The sequence below is a fragment of the Novosphingobium sp. FSW06-99 genome, from assembly GCF_001519065.1.
In the GTDB taxonomy this organism is placed as follows: domain Bacteria; phylum Pseudomonadota; class Alphaproteobacteria; order Sphingomonadales; family Sphingomonadaceae; genus Novosphingobium.
The window spans coordinates 22758-46275 of the sequence record NZ_KQ954259.1; the positions used below are offsets into that span (position 1 = coordinate 22758).

Genomic DNA, 23518 nt, shown 5'->3' on the forward strand with positions numbered 1-23518 from the left:
CTACTTCGCCAGCAAGGGTTTGAGGTAGAACCCGGTGTGGCTGTCCGGACAGGCGGCAATCGTTTCGGGGGTGCCTTCGGCCACGATCATGCCGCCACGCACGCCGCCTTCGGGGCCCATGTCGATGATCCAGTCCGCGGTCTTGATCACATCGAGGTTGTGTTCGATCACCACCACCGAATTGCCCTGTTCGACCAGCCGGTGCAGCACTTCGAGCAATTTGCGCACGTCTTCGAAATGGAGCCCGGTGGTCGGTTCATCGAGGATATAGAGCGTCTGCCCGGTCGAGCGGCGCGCTAGTTCCTTGGCCAGCTTTACCCGCTGCGCCTCGCCGCCCGACAGCGTGGTGGCCTGCTGGCCCACTTTGACATAGCCCAGCCCGACTTCGGCGAGCATGTGCATGCGGTCGCGGATCGGCGGCACCGCCTTGAAGAATTCGACCGCGTCCTCGATCGTCATGTCGAGCACGTCGGCAATCGAATGGCCCTTGAACTTCACCTCCAGCGTTTCGCGGTTGTACCGCCGCCCGTCGCATTGTTCGCAGGTAACATAGACGTCGGGCAGGAAATGCATCTCGATCTTGATCAGCCCGTCGCCCTGACACGCCTCGCACCGGCCGCCCTTGACGTTAAAGCTGAACCGCCCGGCCTTGTACCCGCGCGCGGCGGATTCGGGCAGCCCGGCAAACCAGTCGCGGATCAGCGTGAACGACCCGGTATACGTCGCCGGATTCGACCGGGGGGTGCGCCCAATCGGCGACTGGTCGATCTCGATGACTTTGTCGCAACGATCGAGGCCGGTGATCGCATCGTGCGCGCCCGCAATCACCCGCGCGCCGTTGAGCACGCGCGCCGCGCCCGCCTGCAGCGTGTCGATGATCAGCGACGACTTGCCCGACCCCGACACCCCGGTCACGCACGTGAACGTGCCCAGCGGGATGCGCGCGGTAACATCGCGCAAATTGTTGGCGCGCGCACCCTTGACCACGATGTCGAGGCCATTGCCTGCGCGGCGATGGGTCGGCACCTCGATCCGCCGCGTGCCGCTGAGATATTGCCCGGTCAGGCTGTCGGGGCTGGCCAGAATATCGGCCAGCGTGCCCTGCGCGACGATTTCGCCGCCATGGACCCCGGCGCCCGGCCCCAGATCGACGATATGATCGGCGGTGCGGATGGCGTCTTCATCGTGTTCGACCACGATCACCGTGTTGCCCAGATCGCGCAAGCGCTTCAAGGTTTCGAGCAGGCGATCGTTGTCGCGCTGGTGCAGCCCGATCGATGGTTCGTCGAGCACATAGAGCACCCCCGACAGCCCCGACCCGATCTGGCTGGCCAGCCGGATACGCTGGCTTTCGCCGCCCGACAGCGTGCCCGAAGTGCGGTCAAGATTGAGGTAATCGAGCCCGACATTGTTGAGGAAGCCAAGCCGCTCGTTGATTTCCTTGAGGATCGCGCGCGCGATCTGGCGCTGCTGCGCGGTCAGGTGCTGATCGAGATCACCATACCACGCAACCGCTGCGGCGACCGACAGCCGGGTCACGCTCGAAATGTCGGTCCCGGCGACTTTCACCGCCAGCGCTTCGGGTTTCAGCCGCTTGCCATCGCACGTCTCGCACGGCTGCGCGGTCTGGAACTTGCCCAGTTCCTCTTTCACCCAGGCACTGTCTGTCTGCAGCATGCGGCGGTTGAGATTGCCGATCACGCCTTCGAACGCCTTGCTTACGGTATAGGACTTGCGCCCGTCGATGAACGTCAGCGGCACGGCCTTGCCGCCGGTGCCATAGAGGATCACCAGCTTGATCTCGCCGGGCAATTTGTCCCACGCAGTGTCCAGGCTGAACCCGAAATGGGCGGCCAGACTGGCCAGCACCTGCATGTAATAAGGGCTCGGCGGGTTCGATTTGGCCCAGGGCACGATCGCGCCCTGCTTGAGCGACAGGTTTTCGTTGGGCACGACCAGTTGCGGATCGAACAGCAGCTTTTCGCCCAGCCCGTCGCAGGCCGGGCACGCGCCTTGGGGGGCGTTGAACGAAAACAGCCGGGGTTCGATGCTTTCGATGGTGAAACCGCTGACCGGGCAGGCGAACTTTTCGGAAAAGACGATGCGGTTGGGCGGCAGGCCCGTGCCTTTCAGCGTCTTGGCACGGCCTTTGGGCGCTTCTTCACGGCCCGGCACCACGCCATCGGCCAGGTCGATGAAGGCCAGTCCGTCGGCCAGTTTCAGCGCCTGTTCGAAACTGTCGGCCAGACGGCTTTCGATCCCTTCGCGCACGGCGATGCGATCGACCACCACTTCGAGATCGTGCTTCAGCTTTTTATCGAGCGTGGGGGCATCCTCGATGGCGTAGAATTCGCCGTCGATACGCACGCGAGTATAGCCGGCCTTTTGCCATTCGGCCAATTCTTTGCGGTATTCGCCCTTGCGCGCGCGCACCACCGGCGCCAGCAGATAGGCACGCGTGCCCTCGGGCAGCGCCATCACGCGGTCGACCATCTGGCTGACCGTCTGGGCGGTGATCGGCAGGCCCGTGGCGGGCGAATAGGGCACGCCGACGCGCGCCCACAACAACCGCATATAGTCATAGATTTCGGTGACCGTGGCGACCGTCGAGCGTGGGTTGCGGCTGGTGGTCTTCTGCTCGATCGAAATGGCAGGCGACAGCCCGTCGATATGTTCGACGTCGGGCTTTTGCATCATTTCCAGAAACTGCCGGGCATAGGCCGACAGGCTTTCGACATAGCGCCGCTGCCCTTCGGCATAGATCGTGTCGAACGCCAGGCTGGATTTGCCCGAGCCGGACAGCCCGGTGATGACGATCAGCGCATCGCGCGGCAGATCGATATCAAAGCCTTTGAGATTGTGCTCGCGCGCACCGCGCACCGATATCGTGTTGAGGGACATGCCGTCCGTGTTCCATATTTGTTCGATTCACGCAAGCCGCGCATGGCGCCCTTTGGCATGGATGCGTGACAGGGCAAGCGGGAATAAGGGCGGGAGGTATGACTGCACGTCAGTGCAACCCGGTAGAATTGCCCATTTACGAAACGATCGGAATTTGAGACCATTCATTCCCAATAGAATTCGTCATTTCGCAAATAGGATGGGCGCGCGCGTCACGACGAACGTTGGGGGAAATCATGAAAAAAGCCTTTTCGTGTCGGTCCGTTGGCCTATTGCTGGCGGGAATTTCGTTATCCTCGTGCGGTCAGATTTCGCATCTTGCGACCAAAGACGGCACTGTACCGGCCGGACTGCTGGGTGCAGAGACAAATTCGTTTCTACCTGCCTATACCGAAAATGCCGAGATATTCCGTGTCGCCGAAATAGCCGCCGTGCTGGCCGATACCGGCCAGCACAACGCGCTGACCACCACCGATCGAGAAGCGCTGATCAAGACACTGGTCATCGCCAGTCGCCACATTACTTATGTTTTCAACATGATCGGCAGACGCTGCAACGATCCGACAGCGGCGGCGTCCTCGCCCAATCTGACCGCCGGGTGCCAGGAAAACGTCGAAGCCTATGACGCCATGCTGGAAGAGGACATCGTGCAACTGGCCAAATATTCGCTGCCGACCGAAAAATTCCAGAAATTCCTCAGCGACATTGGGTCGGGCAACTGGCTCGGTTCGGTCGAAGTGCTGCTGTCCGCGACGGGCCAGATCATCATCGATTTTCATCACGCCGCTGCCGCAAACCGGTCGGCCCGTTATATCATCGTGAACTCGGTCGCTCCGTTCCACGACGGCGCCTACAAAACCTTCCGCGATGCCGAAGCCGCGATCGACACCGAATTGAAATCGCAGGCCAATCACCCCGATCCGACGGGGCCGCTGTACAGATACAGCCCCGGCTGGCCCGCCATCGACGCCATGAACAACCTGACCTGGACGTACTGCAACCGCATGCTCGACGACTTGTCGACGGCCACCGCACTGAGCACGAGCGACAAGTTCACCTTCAACGGCCAGACGTATCCGTTCGTGGCGCAGTCACCCCCGGCAGCGGACGGATCCACCACGATCACCTGCAACATCGCGAGCGCAAAACCCGCCTCCTGACGCCTGGCACACCTTGGTGTGCGCCCCTGCCCCGGATCGCCCTAAACGACCTATTGCATCGCTCTGGCAATCTGCAGCGCCCGGGCGATCTTTTCCTCGAAATAAGCCGCCATTTTGGCGAAACCGTCATCGGACAAATCGACGTTCTGCCGACGCTTGTCGCGCTTGTCGGCCGAGCGGTAGACCAAGCTCTCTTTTTCCAGCACCGTTATCCACCGCAGCGCGGTCGTTGACGGCACGCATGAGGCGATGCAGGCGCTGGTAATTGAGATGGTCTTGTTCTCCAGCCTCGATATGAACAGATCGAGCAGGATGTCCCAACCTGGATCGGCAAGCAAACCGGTCACGGAAAACACCGAATCACGTTGCCTGCGACCCTTGTATTCGCCCTTGGCGGCAAACAGCAGCATGTCCCTCCTGTTTTCAGGAGACAGAAACGTGATGCCCCCACCACTGGTCGGATGCCCCGCTTTCAACGCATCGCACAATTCCAGATTAACTGAAATCAAGTCGCGAAAACTGCTCGCCAACCCCTCCAATTGCTGCATCACGGCATATTCGAGTGGCATAGCACCGGATGATTCGATGGTTGGAGAACCCCCTTGATCAAAGGTAATTCCAGCCCGTCTTTGCCGCACCATCAGACCCCCCTAAGAATGCCAGTCTACGGACGCCAGAAAATTTTTATTCCTTATTCAGGGGTATGCAAGATAAATTACTTGCGTAATATCACGCTATTGATGCCATTGTGGATGTGGAGTCATCCCTCGGCAAGCTGCCGACTCAGGCTGCAAACCGCGCGCGCAAGCGGCCAGACGCGAATGCTCTGTCGAAACAAACCTGCCAATGCCCGGAAACTGATATTCCGCAGACATTTGACCTGCGCATCGCAAGACACGCAGCAATAATTGCAACACAAAAATTTACCATATTATTCACCCCGAAACAACCCGCCATCAAATGTGCCCTGCCATTTCAGCAATCTGCAATTGCGACTGGAGACATGGTTTGCTAACCTTAAAATCCGGGCGGCGAGATGGTCGTCGGCGGCACTCAATCACAGAATTTGGCTAGGAATCGCTCGATGGTCAGTTTTGTTTGGCTGCCGGTAATTGGCTGCGTGGGCTGCGTGGCCGGATTCTTGACCAACTCGTTCCTTTCGCAAGGAAAGTTCAATGATTTATACTGGGAAGTTTCTGAACTTCACCAGAAAATCAGCAAAAGAGACGAAATCATCGATGACATGGCGGTCACGTTGAAAAATATCGTGTTGGTCTTCACCAATGAACATTACAGTGCAGAGCAAAAGCTCGACATGCTTATGAAAGTAGATAAAATTACTGCAATGAAAGCTGCATATTTCGGCATGCGTTAAAATACGCCAAGCACGGCGTCTCTCTCGGACCTTTCACTTCTCAATGCCAGACCAGCCGCTTGAGCGCTGAACCAAGACCATGCATAAGCCTTGTTCTAACGCAGGGCATGAAGCATCCAGATTCAAACCTTCTTGCCGTGATAGGCAATGTTCAACTTCAGGATTTGCGTTGACGATGCGCGTTCCGTCTCTACCTCCAGGGCATCGATCGCCTCGGAGAGGTGCGCAGCGGGCTGAGGCAGATCTGCAGCTTCCAAAGCTGCGATCAATTTCTCAAGCACTTCAATGATTTCGTCAAACACAATGTTTCCCACCCAAGCAGCCCAAATGATAACTACCATTTTGGTGCGATTGTGTAAATCAGCGCGAAAGAACACCGCGACATTTATTCATTTAACAAGTTCATTCTCTGAATGAGCTTACTCTGGCATTTACCAAAGCAACGCCTGCATACCGGCATTGCCATGCCAGCTAACCTCAACCCCCCAGACTTTGCCGATTACCACAGGATTCAGCACCTCTGTCGGCGGCCCCATCGCGACGACCGCGCCATGGTGCAGCACCACCACATGATCGGCATGGTTCATCGCCTGCGCCAGATCGTGCAGCACCAGCGCAACGCCCTTGCCCGCATCGGCCAGCCGCCGGAAATGCAGCAGCAGGGCGCGGGCATGGGCAAGGTCGAGACTGGCCAGCGGTTCGTCGGCCAGCACCCAGTCGGGTTCACCCGCCAGCACCCGCGCCAGCAGCGCCCTCGCGCGCTCGCCGCCCGACAGCGTGCCGACCGGACGCCGGGCCAAGGGTCCAAGCGCCATGTCGGACAAGGCGGCGGCCACCGCGTTGTCATCGGTCGCGCGCCCGGTGCGGTGGGGCAGCCGGCCGAGGCGAACCAACGTGGCCACCGCCATGTTCCACGCCACGTCGTTGCCTTGCGGCAGATAGCCGATCACCATGGCCCGTTCGCGCGGCGTCATCGCGCCCAGCGCACGATCGCCGAGCGTGACGGCACCGGGGATCAACCCCGCCAGCGCTGCCAGCAGCGTCGACTTACCCGCACCGTTGGGCCCGACGATGGCGGTGATCCGGCCCGGCGCGAGATCCACGCGCACCGCGTTCAGCCGCCCGGGCACGGTCAGGCTGTCGGCGCGCAAGGTCATGCCATATCCCGGCGCAGCCGCATCAGCAGCATCAGGAAGAACGGCGCACCAATCAGGCTGAGCGCGATGCCCAGCCGCAGTTCGCCGCCAGTCAGCGGCCATACCCGACACGCGCTGTCGGCCACCAGCACCAGCAGCGCGCCCGCCAGCGCGCTCGGCACGATCAGCGTACCGGGGCGATGGTCGGTCAACGGACGCACCAGATGCGGCACGATCAGGCCGACAAAGCCGACGATCCCCGCCACCGCCACGCCGCCGCCCACCACCAGCCCGACCCCCAGCACCATCGCCGCATGCAACCGCGCCGGTTCGACCCCCAGCGAGCGCGCCGCCGCGTCGCCCAGCGTCAGTGCGTCGAGCGAGGGGCCGATGCGCGCCAGCAACGCCACGCCGATCAGCGTGGGCGGTGCGGCAATCGCGACATCGTGCCAACTGCGGTTTTCCAGCGCGCCCATCAGCCAGGTGACGATCTCGGTCAGCGCAAAGGGATTGGGCGACAGACTGATCACCAGACTGGTCAGCGCACCCGCCAGGCTGGCGATCATCATCCCCGCCAGCGTGAACAGCGTGACCCCGCGCCCGATCCCCCCATCGCCGCCCCGCCCGGCGATCAGCACCAGCAGCGCCATCGCCAGGCCCGCCCCGGCAAAAGCAAACAGCGGCAGGGTCCAGCCCTGCACGGTGGTTCCGGTCCAGAACGACAGCACCGCCCCCAGCGCCGCCAGCGGGGCAATCCCGAACAGCCCCGGATCGGCCAGCGGATTGCGCAGATAGCCCTGCATCGCCGCGCCCGCCGCACCCAGCCCGCCGCCGATCACCAGCGCCAGCACCACGCGCGGCGCACGCAGGTCGATCAGGATCGGCACTGCGCCCGGCACCGGCGGACCGAACGGATCGATCCACACCTGCCCCGCCAGCAACGACAGCGGCAGCGCCACCACCAGCAGCACGATCAGCATGATCCACCAGCGCGCCGCCATCAGCCAAGTGCCCTGTGCAGGGCCGCCAGGTACGCGGCAGCACGCATGATCGTCGGCCCGCCGCAATAGAGCAATCCGGCGGGAAAATCGGCGCGCGCCATGCCCTTTACCGCCGCCAGCGCAGGATGATGCAGCATGCGATCATCGCCCACTGTCAACAGCACGCGCGGCGGATGGGCCAGCAGGCGCTCGATCGGATAGATCGCCGCCTGGTGATAGCCCTGCCGCGCGGGCAGATTGGCAAAGCCGGTGCGCATCAGCAGATCACCGATCAGCGTATCGGACCCGGCAACGATCCCGCCCCATTCCCAGAACACCGCCTCGACCGGCGCGCGGCGCGGTGGCGGCGCGGCGGCCGTCAACGCCGCGTCGATTCGCCGCACCAGCGCCTCGCCGCGATCGGGGTGGCCTGCGATGGCCGCCAGGTGGCGCACATCGGCCAGCGCATCGGCCACGTTGCGCTGGGTGCCCAGCAATTCCAGCCGCAGCCCGAGCCGGTGATAGGCGCCGACCATCGCCGGCGCAGCAAAGGCCCCGTCGACCACCACATCGGGATGCAGCGACAGCACTTCTTCGAGCGTGCCATGCGTGGTGGCATAGCGCGCCGCCACGCCGGGCGGCAGCGACGAACTGGCCGGATCGCGGCTATAGGCCGACAGCGCGACAATCTGCGCCGGATCGGCGACCTCGACCAGAATGGCATCGCTGCACGGATTGAGCGACACGATACGCGGGCCCTGCGCGCGCGCGGACAGCGGCGCTGCGGCGATCAGCAGCACGGCCAGGGCGGTGGCCGCACGGGTTATCAATAGCGGACCCTGACGCCCGCAAACACGCCGCGTCCGGGCGCGCCATAGCCCGCTGCGGTCGGTTCGTGATCGTTGAACAAGTTTTCGATGCGGGCATAGAAATCGAGGAAACTGCCGAACGGCAGGCTGGCGCGCAGCGTGGTGATCTCGCCCGGCGGCAGCCGCAGCGTGTTGGCGGCATCGCCCCAACTGGCGGACTGTACGCGCAAGTCGGCGCCCAGCACCATGCCCTTGAACGGCGTGGTCCAGTCGGTCGACAGCGTGACCGCATCGCGCGGACGCAGCGCCAGATCCTTGCCCGCGTCGGGATCGCCGGGCGTTCGATCGGTGGCATGGTCATAACTGTAGAGCGCGGTCACCCGCCATTTGAACGACGGGGCATAGGTCGCTTCCAGCTCTGCGCCGTCGGCCCGGGCCACCCCGACATTGCGGAACGTGCCATTGGGCCGTGCGGCACAGGCCGGATCGGCCACGCCCCGACATTCGGTAAAATCGATCAGATCGTGGCTGTCGCGGCGATAGACCGAGGCCGCGAGCTTTACCGTGCCGCCCGCGCCTGTAAATTCCAGCCCGCCATCATAGCTTTGCGCCGTTTCGGGGCGCAGGCTGGCGTTGCCGAACCCGGAATAGAGCTGGTACAGCGTGGGCGCCTTGAACCCTTCGGCATAGCTGGTGCGCAGGCGCAGGCCTTCGGCCAGATTGGCGCTGGCGTTCACGCTATAGCTTTCATGCGTGCCGAACACGCTGTCGTCATCGAGGCGCACCCCGGCCGCCAGCGTTGCCGATGCGCCATACCAGCCGAGCAGCACATGGCCGCTGTCGTCGCGCGCGTGATGCTCGACGTCAAAGCTGCTGGCATAGCCGGTCCATTCGTCATCGGCGCCAAAGTTGACGGTAAAGCCATCGGGCAGTTTGACCGCGCCGGTCAGATCGGCGCGGCGCGACTTGCCCAGCCAGTTGGCCGCCAGTTCACCCGAACCGGTATCCACCACATAGACCGTGCGCGTGGTCGAAAAGGCATAACCGCCATCAAGCGTCAGCGCGTTCTTTTCGTAATGCGCCCCGGCCCGCCCGGAAAACTGTTCGGTTTCGAGCGCCTGCGCGGAATCGCGCGCCAGTTCAAACGGCAGTGGAAAGGCATTGCCGTTGGCCTTGTCGTCGGCATAGCGCGCCACCGCAACCAGGCTCAATGCGTCGGTCAGGTTATAGCGCCCGCGCCCGCCCACACGCCATTGGTGAAATCCGCCCGGCCCGTCGTCCTTGCTGCCGGGAATGTCGTTGGTGGCGGTATAGCCGGTGTTGAGCGACAGCGCATAGCGATCGGTGCGCACGCCATAGGCGATGTTTTCGGCCAGCGTGTCGCGGCTGCCCACTTCGAACGAGGCATTCAACCCTTTGGTTTCGGGCGTCGTGATCGCCATCACCCCGCCGATCGCACCGCTGCCCCAGACCACCGAATCGCTGCCACGCAGCACTTCGATGCGATCGATACCGACCCCGGTCAGCGTGCCGAAATCGAACCCGCCACCAATCGCGGCGACATCCTGCATGCGCACGCCATCAATCAGCACCAATGTGTCGGCGGCGCCGCTGCCACGCAGATGAAGGCCGGTATAGGCTCCGGCGGCGCCATCGCGTTCCCACGTTGCGCCGGGAATTGCCGCCAGCACGCGGGTGAAATCGGCCCCGCCGATGCGATCGAGATCGTCTGCGGTCAGCACGGTGACCGGCTGCGCCAGCTTGTCCACCGGCAGCGCCGATCCGGTGGCCAGCAGCGTTACCGCAACCGGCGCGACATCGGGCGCGGCCTGTGCTTCTTCGGGCGGGGGATAGTCGTCGGCAGCAGGCGCCGGGGCGGGCGGTGGAGCGGCAGGCGGCGGGGCGACTTGCGCATGCACCGCCGGGATACCGCTTGCCAGCAGGATCAGGCCCATCACAGCCGTCGGGGCTGTGGTGATCCTGCGCTTCACCACGGTCATCTGCCACTCCCAAACTGCGTGCGGGCTATCCATGCTCCACCGTTCGCAACAGGCAGGCCTGGCGCGCATAGCGGCGCGCTGGCCACAGAACAACCCCGCGCACACGCCGCACGGGCCTGCGTTAAGCGGTTGGCAGGGGTGTGTCACATATCGGTACGCCGCGCCAAACGCGGATGCGCCTGGTCGCCAAATCGGATAGGCGCAATGCGCCACAGCCAGGCCCGGGACATCATGCCACTCGAAATCGACTATCGTCCGGTCGTCGTGCCCCCGCCGCCTGCGGGGCGCGGCGCTGCGCCGGTGGTCGACGCGGACGTGCCAGTGGCCGATCTGCGCGCGGCGGTACTCGAAAAGCAGGCCGAGCTGCACCGTGTCCAGGGGCGCCGCGCCCGCTTGCGCTGGCGGATCGGGCTGGCCGTGCTGCTCGGGCTGTTGCCCGCCATGCTGGCCGTGCTCGGCTGGGGCGATCCGCGCGGAATCCACGGCGCGATGGCGCAATCCGGCAACGCACCCTGGCATGCGCCGGGTGTCGCGCGCCCTGCGGAATTGCCGCCCCCGGCGGTGTGGGACCACGCGGCAGGCAGCGCACCGGCGGTGCCGGCCGGCCAGGTGGCGCGGCCCACCCTGCTTGCGGGCAGCGGGCTCGACCGATCGCGCGCGCTGCAATGCATGACCGCGGCGATCTATTATGAGGCGGCGCGCGAACCCGACGACGGCCAGCGCGCAGTGGCGCAAGTCGTACTCAACCGCGTGGCCCATCCCGCCTTTCCCAAGACGGTGTGCGGGGTGGTCTATCAGGGCTCGGAACGGCCCGGCTGCCAGTTCAGCTTTGCCTGCGACGGATCGCTCGCGCGCGCGCCGATGGTGGCCTATTGGCTGCGCGCACGGCGCGTGGCCAAGGCGGCGCTGGCAGGCCAGGTCTATGCGCCGGTCGGTCTTGCCACGCATTACCACACCAGCGCGGTGCACCCCGGCTGGGCCGACAGCATGACCTTTCTGGGCACCATCGGCGCGCACCGGTTCTATCGCTGGAGCGGCAGCGCGGGCGCGCCGCGCGCGTTCAACGCGGTCTATGCCGGCGGCGAACCGCCGGCCGCGCCGCATCCGCATACGTGGATTTCGACCGGCGCCGACTTTGCCGATCCGCTTGCGCTCGAAAAAGCGTTCGAAGCCGGGCGGCTGGCGGCGTTGCGTGCCAATCCCGCGCCCGCTGGCGCCGATCCGGCGATCGTGCGCGCGGGTGCAACGTTTGGCCAGCAACCGCTGACCCACACCGCCTCACCCGCTGCCGATCCGGTGCAGCATAGCCACATTCTGCCCGGTTCGGGCGCCGTGCGCCCCGAGGCGGAACCGCAATACGACAGCGCCGCGCACTGGATTCATCAGCCAGGCGCCTGAAATCAAACCCGCAATCAGGGTTTTCATATTCTTTACCTTGTCGCCTCACAGGGCCTTCATCCGTCCACGCTATCAAGCGCGGGTCGAGATGTTCAATCTTCGTGGAGGAGACCCCACCAATGCTGCGCTTTGCCCCCCGTTACGGGATCATTTCGCCCGCGCTGGTGCGCCCGTCGCGGCAACCACGACGTCAGGCGCACAACGACAACCAGCGCAGCACGCGTATCATGGCGATCTCCAACGACGTGATCGGCGATGTGCGCGTGCAGGCGGCCTTGCGCCTGTTTGCCACGCATGGCCTGGCCGCTGCCGAATGCGCGCGCATGGCCGCCGCCAATGCCAATGCGCGCGGCGACAGCAACGATGCGCGCTGGTGGCACGAAATCAGCAAGATGCTTGGCTGAAACCCGGGCTGGCCCGGTCCGCACCGGCGGATCGGGTCAGCTTGCGTTCAGTTGCGCTACGCCAGTCAAGCAAAAGCGAGTCAACCCATGCGGCGCAAGGCGGCATGGGCCGTTTTGGTGCGCGCACGACCGTCGGAGTGGCGCGTAAAGCTGTATCTGATAATGCGAACCGTTATCACAAAAACCCGGAAATACGACGTTTTAACGCCTTGCAATCCCATTCCCACAGGCTTAACGACCGGCGCATTCCACCGGGAGCCCTCCTGTCATGCGGGACATGGGCAGGCTCCCAGACGGTGGACAAGTGACCTTTGTTCAGTCCCGCACGACGGGAAAGGACCCTAAAGCATGGCTCGCAAGAAAATTGCGCTGATCGGCGCCGGGAATATCGGTGGCACGCTCGCCCACCTCGCCGCGCAAAAGGAACTGGGCGACATCGTCCTGTTCGACGTGGCCGAAGGCGTCCCCCAGGGCAAGGCGCTCGATCTGTCGCAATGCGGCCCGGTCGAAGGTTTTGACGCCTCGATCACCGGGACCAACGACTACAAGGATATTGCCGGCGCCGACGTGATCATCGTCACCGCCGGTGTGCCGCGCAAGCCCGGCATGAGCCGCGACGACCTGCTCGGCATCAACCTGAAAGTGATGAAGGCGGTCGGCGAAGGGATCAAGGCCAACGCCCCCGACGCTTTCGTGATCTGCATCACCAACCCGCTCGATGCGATGGTCTGGGCGCTGCGTGAATTTTCGGGCCTGCCGCACAACAAAGTCGTCGGCATGGCCGGTGTGCTCGATTCGGCGCGCTTCACCACGTTCCTGGCGTGGGAATTCGGCGTTTCGGTGCGCGACGTGTCGTCGTTCGTGCTGGGCGGCCATGGTGACACGATGGTACCGGTGGTCGAATATTCGACCGTCGCAGGCATCCCGGTGACCGACATGATCAAGCTGGGCCTGTCGACGCAGGAGCGCATCGACGACATCGTCAAGCGCACGCGCGGCGGCGGCGGCGAAATCGTCGCCCTGCTCAAGACCGGTTCGGCATTCTATGCCCCGGCCGCCTCGGGCATCGCGATGGCTGAAGCCTATCTGAAGGACCAGAAGCGCATCCTGCCCTCGGCAGCCTATGTCAGCGGCGAATATGGCGTCGATGGCCTCTATGTCGGCGTGCCGGTGGTGATCGGTGCGGGCGGCGTTGAAAAAGTCATCGAGATCGCGCTCGACGACACGGCCAAGGCCAACCTTCAGGTCTCGGTCGACGCGGTCAAGGAACTGCTGGTGGCTTGCAAGGGTATCGCACCCGAACTGGCCTGATATCATCCGCGCCGCCGCCCCCGTCCGGGCGATCCTTCCGGCCAGCCGGGGTTCAGGATCATCCGGGCAGGGGCGGCGGCCCGGCCATTGTTGAACCATGACCGCAAGGTATTTGCCCCAAGGGTCATGGCAAGACGGTTTTTTACCGGTCATATGGCAGGACACGAGGTTCTGCCGCATGGCCGAAGTTCAGGAAAGCAGCCCGGCCCCCTGGCGCGCCGGGATTTCCGAAGCCCCACCCTCCCCGGGGCACAGGAGTTGAGACGATGGGTCACGAATTGCACGAATTCGATGTCGATCCGGCACAGGACGGGCCGCAACAGGGGCCCAGTTGGGCATCGCAGCGCTGGCCGGTTACCGATGCCGCCGCCGGAGACGATCTGACCCGCGCGCTCGATCCGATGGCGCTCAAGCTGGAAATCGCCAAGGCGCAGAAAAAGGATGCGCCAAAGCTCGACGATGCCGCGCTCGAACAGGCGGCTGCGGATTCGATCCGCGCGATGATGCTGATCCGCACCTATCGCGTGCGCGGGCATCTGACCGCCGATCTCGATCCGCTGGGCCTGTCGCGGCAGGATCTGCCCGCCGACCTGTCGCCCGAATACCACGGCTTTATCGGCGCCGCGCTCGATCGCAAGGTCTACCTGGGCGGTGTGCTGGGCCTGCAATGGGCCACCCCGCGCGAGATCGTGGCGATCCTGCGCCGCAACTATTGTGGCAAGATCGCGTTTGAATTCATGCACATCGCCGATGTGGAGGAACGCGCCTTCATCCAGGACCGGATCGAAGGCGGCGACAAGTCGATCGACTTTACCCCCAACGGCAAAAAGGCCATCCTGGCCGCCGTCATTCGCGGCGAACAATACGAAAAGTTCCTCGGCCGCAAATATGTCGGCACCAAACGGTTCGGCCTCGATGGCGGCGAATCGATGATTCCCGCGCTCGAAGCGGTGATCAAATACGGCAGCCAGCTCGGCGTGCGTGAAATGATCTATGGCATGTCGCACCGCGGCCGCCTCAACGTGCTCGCCAACGTGATGCACAAACCCTATCGCGTGATCTTCCACGAATTTTCGGGCGGCACCGCCAACCCTGAAGATGTCGGCGGGTCGGGCGATGTGAAATACCACCTGGGCACCTCGACCGACCGTGAATTCGACGGGATCAAGGTGCACATGAGCCTGCAGCCCAACCCGTCGCACCTGGAAACGGTGGACCCTGTCGTGCTGGGCAAGACCCGTGCGCAACAGGTGTTCCGCGACGATATCGGGCCGGGCAAGCACAAACAGGTGCTGCCGGTGCTGATCCACGGCGACGCCGCGTTTGCGGGCCAGGGCATCGTGTGGGAATGCTTCGGCTTTTCCGGCGTGCGCGGGTACGACACCGGCGGGTGCATCCATTTCATCGTCAACAACCAGATCGGTTTCACCACCAGCCCGCAGTTTTCGCGCGGATCGCCCTATCCGTCCGACGTCGCCAAGGGCGTCCAGGCGCCGATCATCCATGTCAACGGTGATGATCCCGAAGCGGTGACGTTCGCGTGCAAGCTGGCGATCGATTATCGTCAGCGGTTCGGTCGCGACGTGGTGGTCGACATGTGGTGCTATCGCCGGTTCGGGCACAACGAAGGCGACGAGCCCAGTTTCACCCAGCCGCTGATGTACGCCAAAATCCGCCAGCACCCGGCGATCAGCGAACTCTATGCGCAAAAGCTGATCGCGCAGGGCGTGATCGACGGCGCCTGGAAAGCCGCCACCGAAGAAAGCTTTGTCGCCACGCTCGAAGCCGAATTCGATGCGGCCAAGAGCTACAAGGCGAACGAGGCCGACTGGTTCGGCGGCCGCTGGAGCGGGCTGAACAAGCCTGCCGACCCGGTCACCGCGCGGCGCAACGTGCCCACCGGCATCGATGCAAAGCTGTTCGACAGTCTGGGCCGCGTGCTGACCACCGTTCCCGAAGACCTGACCGTGCACAAGACGCTGGGCCGCGTGATCGATGCCAAGCGCGAAATGTTCAAGACCGGCAAGGGGTTCGACTGGGCCACTGGCGAAGCGCTGGCGTTCGGCAGCCTGGCCACCGAAGGCTTCAACGTGCGCCTGTCGGGCCAGGATTCGGGCCGTGGCACGTTCAGCCAGCGGCATGCGGTGTGGGTCGACCAGACCGACGAGCACAAATACGTGCCGCTTGCCACGCTGCCGCATGGCCGGTTCGAAGTGCACGACAGCCCGCTGTCCGAATATGGCGTGCTCGGCTATGAATATGGCTATGCCAGCGCCGATCCCAAGACGCTGGTGCTGTGGGAAGCGCAGTTCGGCGATTTCGCCAACGGCGCACAGATCGTCATCGACCAGTATATCGCCGCCAGCGAAGCCAAATGGCTGCGCGCCAACGGGCTGGTGATGCTGTTGCCGCATGGTTATGAAGGCCAGGGCCCGGAACATTCCTCGGCCCGGCTGGAACGCTATTTGCAACTGTGTGCCGAAGACAATCTGCAGGTGTGCAACATCACCACCCCGGCCAACTATTTCCATGTGTTGCGCCGCCAGATGCACCGTCCGTTCCGCAAACCGCTGATCATCATGACGCCCAAGAGCCTGCTGCGCCACGCGATGGCCAAGTCGGACGCTTCGGCATTCATCGGCGAGGGCCATTTCCAGCGCATCCTGTCCGACGTCAACGGCCCCGACGATGCATCAACCCGCAAGGTCATCCTGTGCAGCGGCAAAGTCGCCTATGACTTGTTCGAGGCGCGCGACCAGCAGGGCCTGACCGATGTGCAGATCATCCGGTTGGAACAGCTCTACCCCTTCCCCGGCGAACCGCTGGCGCTGCGCCTGTCGCGCATGCCCCATCTGGAAGACGTGGTGTGGTGCCAGGAAGAGCCGAAGAACAACGGCGGCTGGTTCTTTGTCGAACCGCGCATCGAGGACGCGTTGAAAGCGGCGGGCAGCAAAGTCACCCGCGCGCGCTATGCCGGCCGCGCCGGTGCCGCATCGCCTGCCACGGGCCTGGCCAAGCGCCATGCCAACGAGCAGGCGGCGCTGGTCGCCAATGCGCTCGCGCTGTCGGTGCGCGGCGAAATCCGCCGCCGCAAGAAAGCCTGATCCCACCCCGTTTGAACAATTCCCGACCAAGGAACCCCTGTTATGTCCATCGAAGTCAAGGTGCCGACGCTCGGTGAAAGCGTCAGCGAAGCGACCGTCGGCCAATGGCTGAAAAAGCCCGGCGAAGCGGTTGCGCTCGACGAACCCATCGTCAGCCTTGAAACCGACAAAGTCGCGGTCGATGTGCCCGCGCCTGCTGCCGGTATTCTGGGCGATCTGATCGCCAGGGAGGGTGATACCGTGTCGGTCGGCGCATTGCTGGCGCTGATCGAAGCGGCAGGCAGCGCCGCTGCCCCCGCCCCGGCGCCTGCGCCTGTCGCCGCCCCTGCACCGGTTGCCGCCCCTGTACCCGCGCCCGTCCCGGTGGCGCCTGCCGTCGCCAAGGCGGCGTCCGAAGGCGATGCCGCTGCATTGTCACCAGCCGTGCGCCGCGCCGTGCTGGAATATGGCATCGACCCCGCCACGGTCAAAGGCACCGGCGCGGGCGGACGGCTGACCAAGGAAGACGTACTCGCCGCCGCGCAGGCCAAGGCGGCCACGCCCGCGCCTGCCGCCCCCGCCACGGTGCCCGCCAGCGTGGCCAGTGCCCCCGGCCGCAACGAAGAACGCGTCAAGATGACGCGGTTGCGCCAGACCATCGCCAAGCGGCTGAAATCGGCGCAGGAAAACGCCGCGCTGCTGACCACGTTCAACGATGTCGACATGTCGGCAGTGATGGGCGCGCGCGACAAGTTCAAGGATGCCTTTGAAAAGAAGCACGGCATCAAGCTGGGCTTCATGTCGTTCTTTGCCAAGGCATCGGTGCTGGCGCTGAAGGACATTCCCTCGGTCAATGCGCGCATCGAAGGCGATGAAATCGTCTATCACGACTATGTCGACATCTCGATCGCGGTGTCGGCGCCCAACGGGCTGGTCGTGCCGGTGGTGCGCGATGTCGACAAGCTGTCATTCGCCGGGATCGAACAGGCGATTGCAGGATACGGCAAGAAGGCGCGCGACGGCACGCTGACGATGGAAGACATGAAGGGTGGCACGTTCACCATTTCCAATGGCGGCGTGTTCGGCGGCCTGATGTCGACGCCGATCATCAACCCGCCGCAGTCGGCCGTGCTCGGCCTGCACCGTATCGAAGACCGCCCGGTCGTGCGCAACGGGCAGATCGTGATCCGCCCGATGATGTATATCGCGCTGTCCTACGATCACCGCCTGATCGACGGCCGCGAAGCCGTCACCGCGCTCAAGACCATCAAGGAAGCGATCGAGGAACCGACGCGGCTGTTGATCGACCTGTGACCGGTGGCATCGCAAAGGACCATGGCAATGGCTGAATACGACTACGACGTGCTGGTGATCGGTGCGGGCCCCGGTGGCTATGTGGCAGCGATCCGCGCCGCCCAACTGGGGTTGAAGACCGCCTGCGCCGAAGGGCGCGCGACGCTGGGCGGCACGTGCCTGAACGTCGGGTGCATCCCGTCAAAGGCGCTGCTGCACGGGTCGGAGCTCTATGACGAGGCCGCCAACGGCACGATGGCCAAATTCGGCGTCAAGACCACCGGAGTCGAACTCGACCTTGGCGTGTTGCAGGGCGAAAAGGCGACCGCCGTCAAGGAACTGACCGGCGGGATCGAATTCCTGTTCAAGAAGAACAAGGTCACCTGGCTCAAGGGCCATGCCACGTTTGCCGACGCGCACACCGTGACGGTGGCCGGCGAGCGGGTCACCGCCAGGAACATCGTCATCGCCACCGGATCGTCGGTCACGCCGCTGCCCGGCGTCGTCATCGACAACGATGGCGGCATCGTGGTCGATTCGACCGGCGCGCTGGCGCTCGACAAAGTCCCCGGTCATCTTGCGGTGATCGGCGGCGGGGTGATCGGGCTGGAACTCGGCTCGGTGTGGCGGCGTCTGGGCGCAAAAGTGACCGTGATCGAATATCTTGACCAGTTGCTGCCCGGCATGGACGGCGATGTGCGCAAGGAAGCCGCCAAGATCTTCAAGAAACAGGGTCTTGAGCTGAAGCTGTCGACCAAAGTCACCGGCGTCGAAGTCACCGGCGGCAAGGCTGTGCTGACGCTGGAACCGTCGGCGGGCGGCGCGTCGGAAACGCTCGACGCCGATGTCGTGCTGGTGGCGATCGGGCGCAAGCCCAACACCGATGGTCTGGGCCTCGATGCCATCGGGCTGGTCCCCAACGCACGCGGACAGATCGAAACCGACCACGATTTCCGCACCGCGGTCGATGGCGTGTGGGCGATCGGCGATGTGATCCCCGGCCCGATGCTGGCGCACAAGGCCGAGGACGAAGGCATTGCGGTCGCCGAAAACATCGCCGGGCTGACCGGGATCGTCAACCACGCGGTGATCCCCGGCGTGGTCTATACCAATCCCGAATTCGCCGGTGTCGGCCTGACCGAAGAAGCCGCACGCGCCGCGGGCGAAATCAAGGTCGGCAAGTTTCCGATGCTGGCCAACAGCCGCGCCAAGACCAATCGCGAATTCGACGGCTTTGTCAAAGTGATCGCCGATGCGAAAACCGACCGCGTGCTGGGCGTATGGGCGATTGCCAGCGTCGCCGGAACGATGATCGCCGAAGCCGCGCTGGCGCTGGAATTCGGCGCCACCAGCGAAGATATCGCCTATACCTGTCACGCCCATCCGACGCATTCCGAGGCGTTGAAAGAAGCGGCCATGGCGGTAACCGGCAAGCCGATCCACGCCTGATCTTCGCACAAATTACACAAAACCCCGGCGCAACTTCGGTTGCGCCGGGGTTTTGTCTATCTATTTGGTTCGAAGTGGTGGGTATTGGCGCTTTTTTGGGGGACGGCTGCGGTCCTGTCGGTTACGAGACACAGCACAGCCTGTCCCAAAGCAGGACAGACAACTTTCCCTCCTCGTCCACGGCAGGGATCGGGCCACCCGGACAACCGGGTGGCCCATTCTACACCTCAACCAATCTCGACGACGACTTTGCCCACCGCCTGGCGGTTTTCCAGGCTGGCGATCGCCTCTGCCCCGCGATCGAGCGAATAGCGCGCATAGATACGCGGATTGATCCGTCCATCGGTCAGCATGGCGAACAAGTCGGCGACCTCGGCCTTGAACCGCGCCGGTTCGCGCGCGGTGAACGCGCCCCAGAACACCCCGCAGACATCGCACGATTTCAGCAAGGTCAGGTTGAGCGGCAGCCGCGCGATCCCGGCGGGGAAACCGACCACCAGAAAACGCCCTTCCCAGGCGATCGCGCGCAAGGCGGGTTCGGAATAGTCGCCGCCGACCACGTCATAGATGATATTGGCGCCATTGGGCCCGCACGCGGTCTTGAACGCATCGGCCAGCTCCTTTGACTGCGCCTTGTCGAACGGCCCCCGGCCGTAGATCACCACATCGTCGGCCCCGACCTCGCGCACCAGCGCGGCCTTTTCCTCCGACGATACGGCAGCGATCACGCGCGCACCGAATGCCTTGGCCAGTTCGACCGCCGCCAGCCCGACACCGCCGGCCGCGCCCAGCACCAGCACGACATCGCCCGCCTTGATGTGCCCGCGATCGACCAGCCCGTGATAGTTGGTGCCATACGTCATCAACAGCGCCGCACCGGTGTCGTAGTCGACACCGTCGGGCAGCGCGAACAGTCGCCCCTGTTCGACCACGGCGTGGGTGGCCAGGCCGCCGCTGCCAATCAGTCCGATCACCCGGTCGCCCACCGCCCAGCCAGTGACCCCTTCACCCAGCGCGGTGATCACCCCCGCGATCTCGCTACCCGGTGCAAACGGCCGCGCCGGGCGGAACTGATAGAGATCGCGAATCATCAGCGCGTCGGGAAAGTTGATCGAACAGGCCTTGATCGCGACCACGACCTGCCCCGGCCCCGCCACCGGATCGGGCAGGTTATCGAGCACCAGCGTTTCGGGGCCGCCGGCGGCGTGGCTGAGCAAGGCTTTCATGCATGATCTCCCGGATATTGTGTAGTGGCGCGCGGCACCCCCAACGACAAAGGGCGCCCGCAACGGACGCCCTTTTCGTGCCAACATTTGGCCGCGTTGAAAAGCAATTTAATCGACCATTTAAGCCGCGACACCCGTGGCCAGAAAAGGCCGTTCCGCCCGCACGCGATCTTCGAACACGCCGATCACATCGCTTTGCGCCAGCGTCAGCCCGACTTCGTCGAGCCCGTTGAGCAGGCAATTCTTGCGGAACGGATCGATGTCGAAAGCAAACCGGTCCTGAAACGGCGTGGTCACCGTCTGCTGTTCCAGATCGATATGGATCGGCTGGGTCCGCGCCACTTCGGCCAGCCGGTCGACCGCATCCTGCGGCAGCACCACCGTCAGGATGCCGTTCTTGAACGCGTTGCCCGAAAAGATGTCGGAAAACGACGGCGCGATCACCGCGCGCACACCCAGATCGAGCAGCGCCCAGGCGGCATGTTCACGGCTGGACCCGCAGCCGAAATTGTCGCCCGCGACCAGAATCGGCGAACCGGAAAATTCGGCGCTGTCGAACAGGTTGTCGGGATCGGTACGCAGGCTTTCGAACGCGCCGCGCCCCAGCCCTTCGCGGGTGATCGTCTTGAGCCAGTGCGACGGGATGATCACATCGGTATCGACGTTCTTCTGGCCGAACGGATAGGCGCGGCCGTCGATCGTGGTAACAGGTTCCATGGATCGCTCAGTCGGTTTCGGGGGGAAGCGTCGGCAACGGCGCCTTGGCCTTGTCGCTCCGGTCCTTGCGGCGCGAGGCATAGAGCAGCGCGGCGGTCACGGCCGCCGATCCGATCGCGGCGCCCGCGATCGCAGCGGCGCCAGACCACGATCCGGTGCCGGTGGCCGGCGTTTCCGGGGCATTTTCCTTCTTGCTCACGCGGGTTACTCCCTTGCTCAACAAACCAGATCGCGCACGTCGGTCAGATGACCGGCGACCGCCGCGGCAGCGGCCATCGCCGGGCTGACCAGATGGGTACGCGCGCCCGGGCCCTGCCGCCCGACGAAGTTGCGGTTGCTGGTCGATGCACAACGCTCGCCCGCCGGAACTTTGTCGGGGTTCATCCCCAGGCACGCCGAACAGCCCGGTTCGCGCCATTCAAAGCCCGCCTCGACAAACACCTGGTCCAGCCCTTCGGCCTCGGCCATCGCCTTGACCAGCCCCGACCCCGGCACGACGATCGCCCATTTGACGCCCGGCGCCTTGTGCCGACCGCGCAACACGGCGGCGGCAGCGCGCAGATCCTCGATCCGGCTGTTGGTGCAACTGCCGATGAACACGTTCTGGATTTCGACTGCATTCAGCGGCTGCCCCGGTTCCAGCCCCATATAGGCCAGCGACTTGGCCGCCGCCTCGCGCTTTGACGCGTCGGCAAAGCTGTCGGGCGCAGGCACCACGCCGGTAATCGGCACCACGTCTTCGGGGCTGGTGCCCCAGGTCACGCTGGGCACGATCTGCGCGGCATCGATCACCACGACTTTGTCATAGCGGGCGCCGGGATCGGTGGCCAGGCTGCGCCACCAGGCCACGGCGGCATCCCAGTCGGCACCCTTGGGCGCATAAGGGCGCCCTTTGACATAAGCGATGGTCGCCTCGTCGGGCGCAATCAGGCCCGCGCGCGCGCCGTGCTCGATCGCCATGTTCGACACCGTAAGGCGCCCCTCGATCGACAGCGCACGAATGGCCGAGCCGGTATATTCGATGACATAGCCGGTGCCGCCCGCCGCGCCGAGCACGCCGGTGATATGCAGCACCAGATCCTTGGCCGTGACCCCCGGCCCCAGATCGCCCTCGACGCGCACTTCCATTGCTTTCGACTGCTTCAGCAGCAGCGTTTGCGTTGCCAGCACGTGTTCGACTTCGCTGGTGCCGATGCCGAACGCCAGCGCGCCCAGCCCGCCATGGCAGGCGGTGTGGCTGTCACCGCACACGATCGTCGCGCCGGGCAGCGAAAAGCCCTGTTCGGGGCCGACCACATGAACAATGCCCTGTTCGCGATCGGCATCGCCGATATAGCGGATGCCGAACGCGGGCGCATTGGCCTCCAGCGCGGCAAGCTGCTGCGCGCTTTGCGCATCCTTGATCGCAATGCGCTGCCCCGCCGCATCACGCCGCGCGGTGGTGGGCAGATTGTGATCGGGCACCGCCAGCGTGAGATCGGGCCGCCGCACTTTGCGCCCGGCGAGTCGCAGCGCCTCGAACGCCTGCGGGCTGGTCACTTCATGGACCAGATGCCGATCGATATAGATCAGGCAGGTGCCGTCATCGCGGCGTTCAACAACATGAGCATCCCAGATTTTCTGGTAAAGCGTGCGCGGGTTCGTCGTAGCCATGGTCTGGCGGTAAGCCTACCCGCGTTGCATTTCAAGGCAGGCTTTGCGCGTGGCATGGTCAATCGACCGATCGCCCGCTATAGCGCGGCCATCATGTTCACCGCGATCCTCATCCGCGCAGCAATCGTCCTGACCGCCGCCGTGGCGATGGAGCTGGTCGCGTGGTCCAGCCACAAATACGTCATGCACGGGTTCGGCTGGGGCTGGCACCGCGATCATCACGAACGCCACGACGGATTTTTCGAAAAGAACGATCTCTATGCCGTGGTCGGCGCGGCGATCTCGATCAGCTTTTTCATGATCGGCAGCCCGCTCGTGGTGGGCGCGCTGGCGTGGTGGCCGGGCACCTGGATCGGGCTGGGCGTGATGGTCTATGGCGCGATCTACACGCTGATCCACGACGGCATCGTCCACCAGCGCTGGTTCCGCTATGTCCCGCGCGGCGGCTATCCGATGCGGCTGGTCCAGGCGCACAAGCTGCACCATGCCACCGAAGGCAAGGATGGCGGCGTCAGCTTCGGCTTTGTGTTTGCGCGCGATCCCAAAGTGTTGAAGCGCGAACTGAAGGCCCAGCGCGAAGCAGGCATCGCCAAAGTGCGTGACGCGATCTGAAGCCTGTCGAT

Annotated in this window: 20 protein-coding genes; 9 read left to right on the forward strand and 11 right to left on the reverse strand. The window is 64.1% G+C overall.

Going from position 1 to position 23518, the window contains the following annotated elements:
- Entirely contained in the window at positions 1–2901 is a 2901-nt protein-coding gene (gene uvrA, locus AQZ49_RS15070) for an excinuclease ABC subunit UvrA (RefSeq protein WP_067617258.1), read from the reverse strand.
- A gap of 431 nt (positions 2902–3332) precedes the next feature.
- Between uvrA and AQZ49_RS15075 the strand changes: the two genes are divergently transcribed.
- Complete coding sequence (locus AQZ49_RS15075) at positions 3333–4061, forward strand: hypothetical protein (protein ID WP_156428335.1); 729 nt, start codon at positions 3333–3335, stop codon at positions 4059–4061.
- 50 nt (positions 4062–4111) lie between these two features.
- On the opposite strand, the gene AQZ49_RS22380 is transcribed toward AQZ49_RS15075, so the two are convergent.
- Entirely contained in the window at positions 4112–4702 is a 591-nt protein-coding gene (locus tag AQZ49_RS22380; protein WP_156428336.1) for a helix-turn-helix domain-containing protein, read from the reverse strand.
- Between the two features lie 443 nt (positions 4703–5145).
- Here AQZ49_RS22380 and AQZ49_RS15085 point away from each other — a divergent pair, with 443 nt between their 5' ends.
- Positions 5146–5436 (forward strand): hypothetical protein, encoded by a 291-nt coding sequence (locus AQZ49_RS15085; protein WP_197411073.1) that lies wholly within the window; start codon positions 5146–5148, stop codon positions 5434–5436.
- A 122-nt stretch (positions 5437–5558) separates the two neighbouring features.
- Here AQZ49_RS15085 and AQZ49_RS15090 read toward each other — a convergent pair whose 3' ends face one another.
- From AQZ49_RS15090 to AQZ49_RS15110, 5 genes are read right to left on the reverse strand one after another with little or no spacing between them, the layout of a single operon-like run.
- A complete protein-coding gene (locus tag AQZ49_RS15090; RefSeq protein WP_231739258.1) occupies positions 5559–5813 on the reverse strand; it encodes a hypothetical protein in 255 nt (84 codons plus the stop codon).
- 54 nt (positions 5814–5867) lie between these two features.
- Positions 5868–6593: an ABC transporter ATP-binding protein gene (locus AQZ49_RS15095; protein WP_067617275.1), complete on the reverse strand. Its 726-nt coding sequence runs from the start codon at positions 6591–6593 to the stop codon at positions 5868–5870.
- Entirely contained in the window at positions 6590–7573 is a 984-nt protein-coding gene (locus tag AQZ49_RS15100; RefSeq protein WP_067617278.1) for a FecCD family ABC transporter permease, read from the reverse strand. The genes AQZ49_RS15095 and AQZ49_RS15100 overlap by 4 nt, the downstream gene beginning before the upstream one ends.
- Positions 7573–8352 carry an ABC transporter substrate-binding protein gene (locus AQZ49_RS15105; protein WP_369819148.1) on the reverse strand — a complete coding sequence of 260 codons (780 nt, stop codon included), beginning with the start codon at positions 8350–8352 and terminating at the stop codon, positions 7573–7575. The genes AQZ49_RS15100 and AQZ49_RS15105 overlap by 1 nt, the downstream gene beginning before the upstream one ends.
- 26 nt (positions 8353–8378) lie before the next feature.
- A complete protein-coding gene (locus tag AQZ49_RS15110; protein WP_231739260.1) occupies positions 8379–10361 on the reverse strand; it encodes a TonB-dependent receptor plug domain-containing protein in 1983 nt (660 codons plus the stop codon).
- A gap of 231 nt (positions 10362–10592) precedes the next feature.
- On the opposite strand from AQZ49_RS15110, the gene AQZ49_RS15115 reads away from it, so the two are divergent.
- The 6 genes from AQZ49_RS15115 (at position 10593) to lpdA (ending at position 19299) form a co-directional block, all read left to right on the forward strand.
- Positions 10593–11759, forward strand: a complete 1167-nt coding sequence (locus AQZ49_RS15115) for a cell wall hydrolase (RefSeq protein WP_067617281.1) — start codon at positions 10593–10595, stop codon at positions 11757–11759.
- A 119-nt stretch (positions 11760–11878) separates the two neighbouring features.
- Positions 11879–12163, forward strand: a complete 285-nt coding sequence (locus tag AQZ49_RS15120) for a hypothetical protein (protein ID WP_067617284.1) — start codon at positions 11879–11881, stop codon at positions 12161–12163.
- A gap of 348 nt (positions 12164–12511) precedes the next feature.
- Positions 12512–13474 (forward strand): malate dehydrogenase, encoded by a 963-nt coding sequence (gene mdh / locus AQZ49_RS15125; protein WP_067617287.1) that lies wholly within the window; start codon positions 12512–12514, stop codon positions 13472–13474.
- A 266-nt stretch (positions 13475–13740) separates the two neighbouring features.
- Positions 13741–16578, forward strand: coding sequence for a 2-oxoglutarate dehydrogenase E1 component (locus AQZ49_RS15130; RefSeq protein WP_067617289.1), 2838 nt, complete (start codon positions 13741–13743; stop codon positions 16576–16578).
- A 42-nt stretch (positions 16579–16620) separates the two neighbouring features.
- A complete protein-coding gene (odhB, locus tag AQZ49_RS15135; RefSeq protein WP_067617292.1) occupies positions 16621–17871 on the forward strand; it encodes a 2-oxoglutarate dehydrogenase complex dihydrolipoyllysine-residue succinyltransferase in 1251 nt (416 codons plus the stop codon).
- A 27-nt stretch (positions 17872–17898) separates the two neighbouring features.
- Positions 17899–19299, forward strand: a complete 1401-nt coding sequence (gene lpdA / locus AQZ49_RS15140) for a dihydrolipoyl dehydrogenase (protein WP_067617294.1) — start codon at positions 17899–17901, stop codon at positions 19297–19299.
- A gap of 227 nt (positions 19300–19526) precedes the next feature.
- On the opposite strand, the gene AQZ49_RS15145 is transcribed toward lpdA, so the two are convergent.
- From AQZ49_RS15145 to leuC, 4 genes are all read right to left on the reverse strand, one after another.
- Positions 19527–20525, reverse strand: coding sequence for an NADPH:quinone oxidoreductase family protein (locus AQZ49_RS15145; RefSeq protein WP_067617297.1), 999 nt, complete (start codon positions 20523–20525; stop codon positions 19527–19529).
- 120 nt (positions 20526–20645) lie between these two features.
- The gene (leuD, locus tag AQZ49_RS15150; RefSeq protein WP_067617300.1) at positions 20646–21242 is read right to left on the reverse strand and encodes a 3-isopropylmalate dehydratase small subunit; all 597 of its coding nucleotides are present in this window, start codon (positions 21240–21242) and stop codon (positions 20646–20648) included.
- 7 nt (positions 21243–21249) lie between these two features.
- Positions 21250–21441, reverse strand: a complete 192-nt coding sequence (locus tag AQZ49_RS15155; protein WP_067617303.1) for an LPXTG cell wall anchor domain-containing protein — start codon at positions 21439–21441, stop codon at positions 21250–21252.
- A gap of 17 nt (positions 21442–21458) precedes the next feature.
- The gene (gene leuC / locus AQZ49_RS15160) at positions 21459–22895 is read right to left on the reverse strand and encodes a 3-isopropylmalate dehydratase large subunit (RefSeq protein WP_067617306.1); all 1437 of its coding nucleotides are present in this window, start codon (positions 22893–22895) and stop codon (positions 21459–21461) included.
- Between the two features lie 93 nt (positions 22896–22988).
- Between leuC and AQZ49_RS15165 the strand changes: the two genes are divergently transcribed.
- Positions 22989–23507: a sterol desaturase family protein gene (locus AQZ49_RS15165; protein ID WP_067617751.1), complete on the forward strand. Its 519-nt coding sequence runs from the start codon at positions 22989–22991 to the stop codon at positions 23505–23507.
- Positions 23508–23518: the final 11 nt, after the last annotated feature.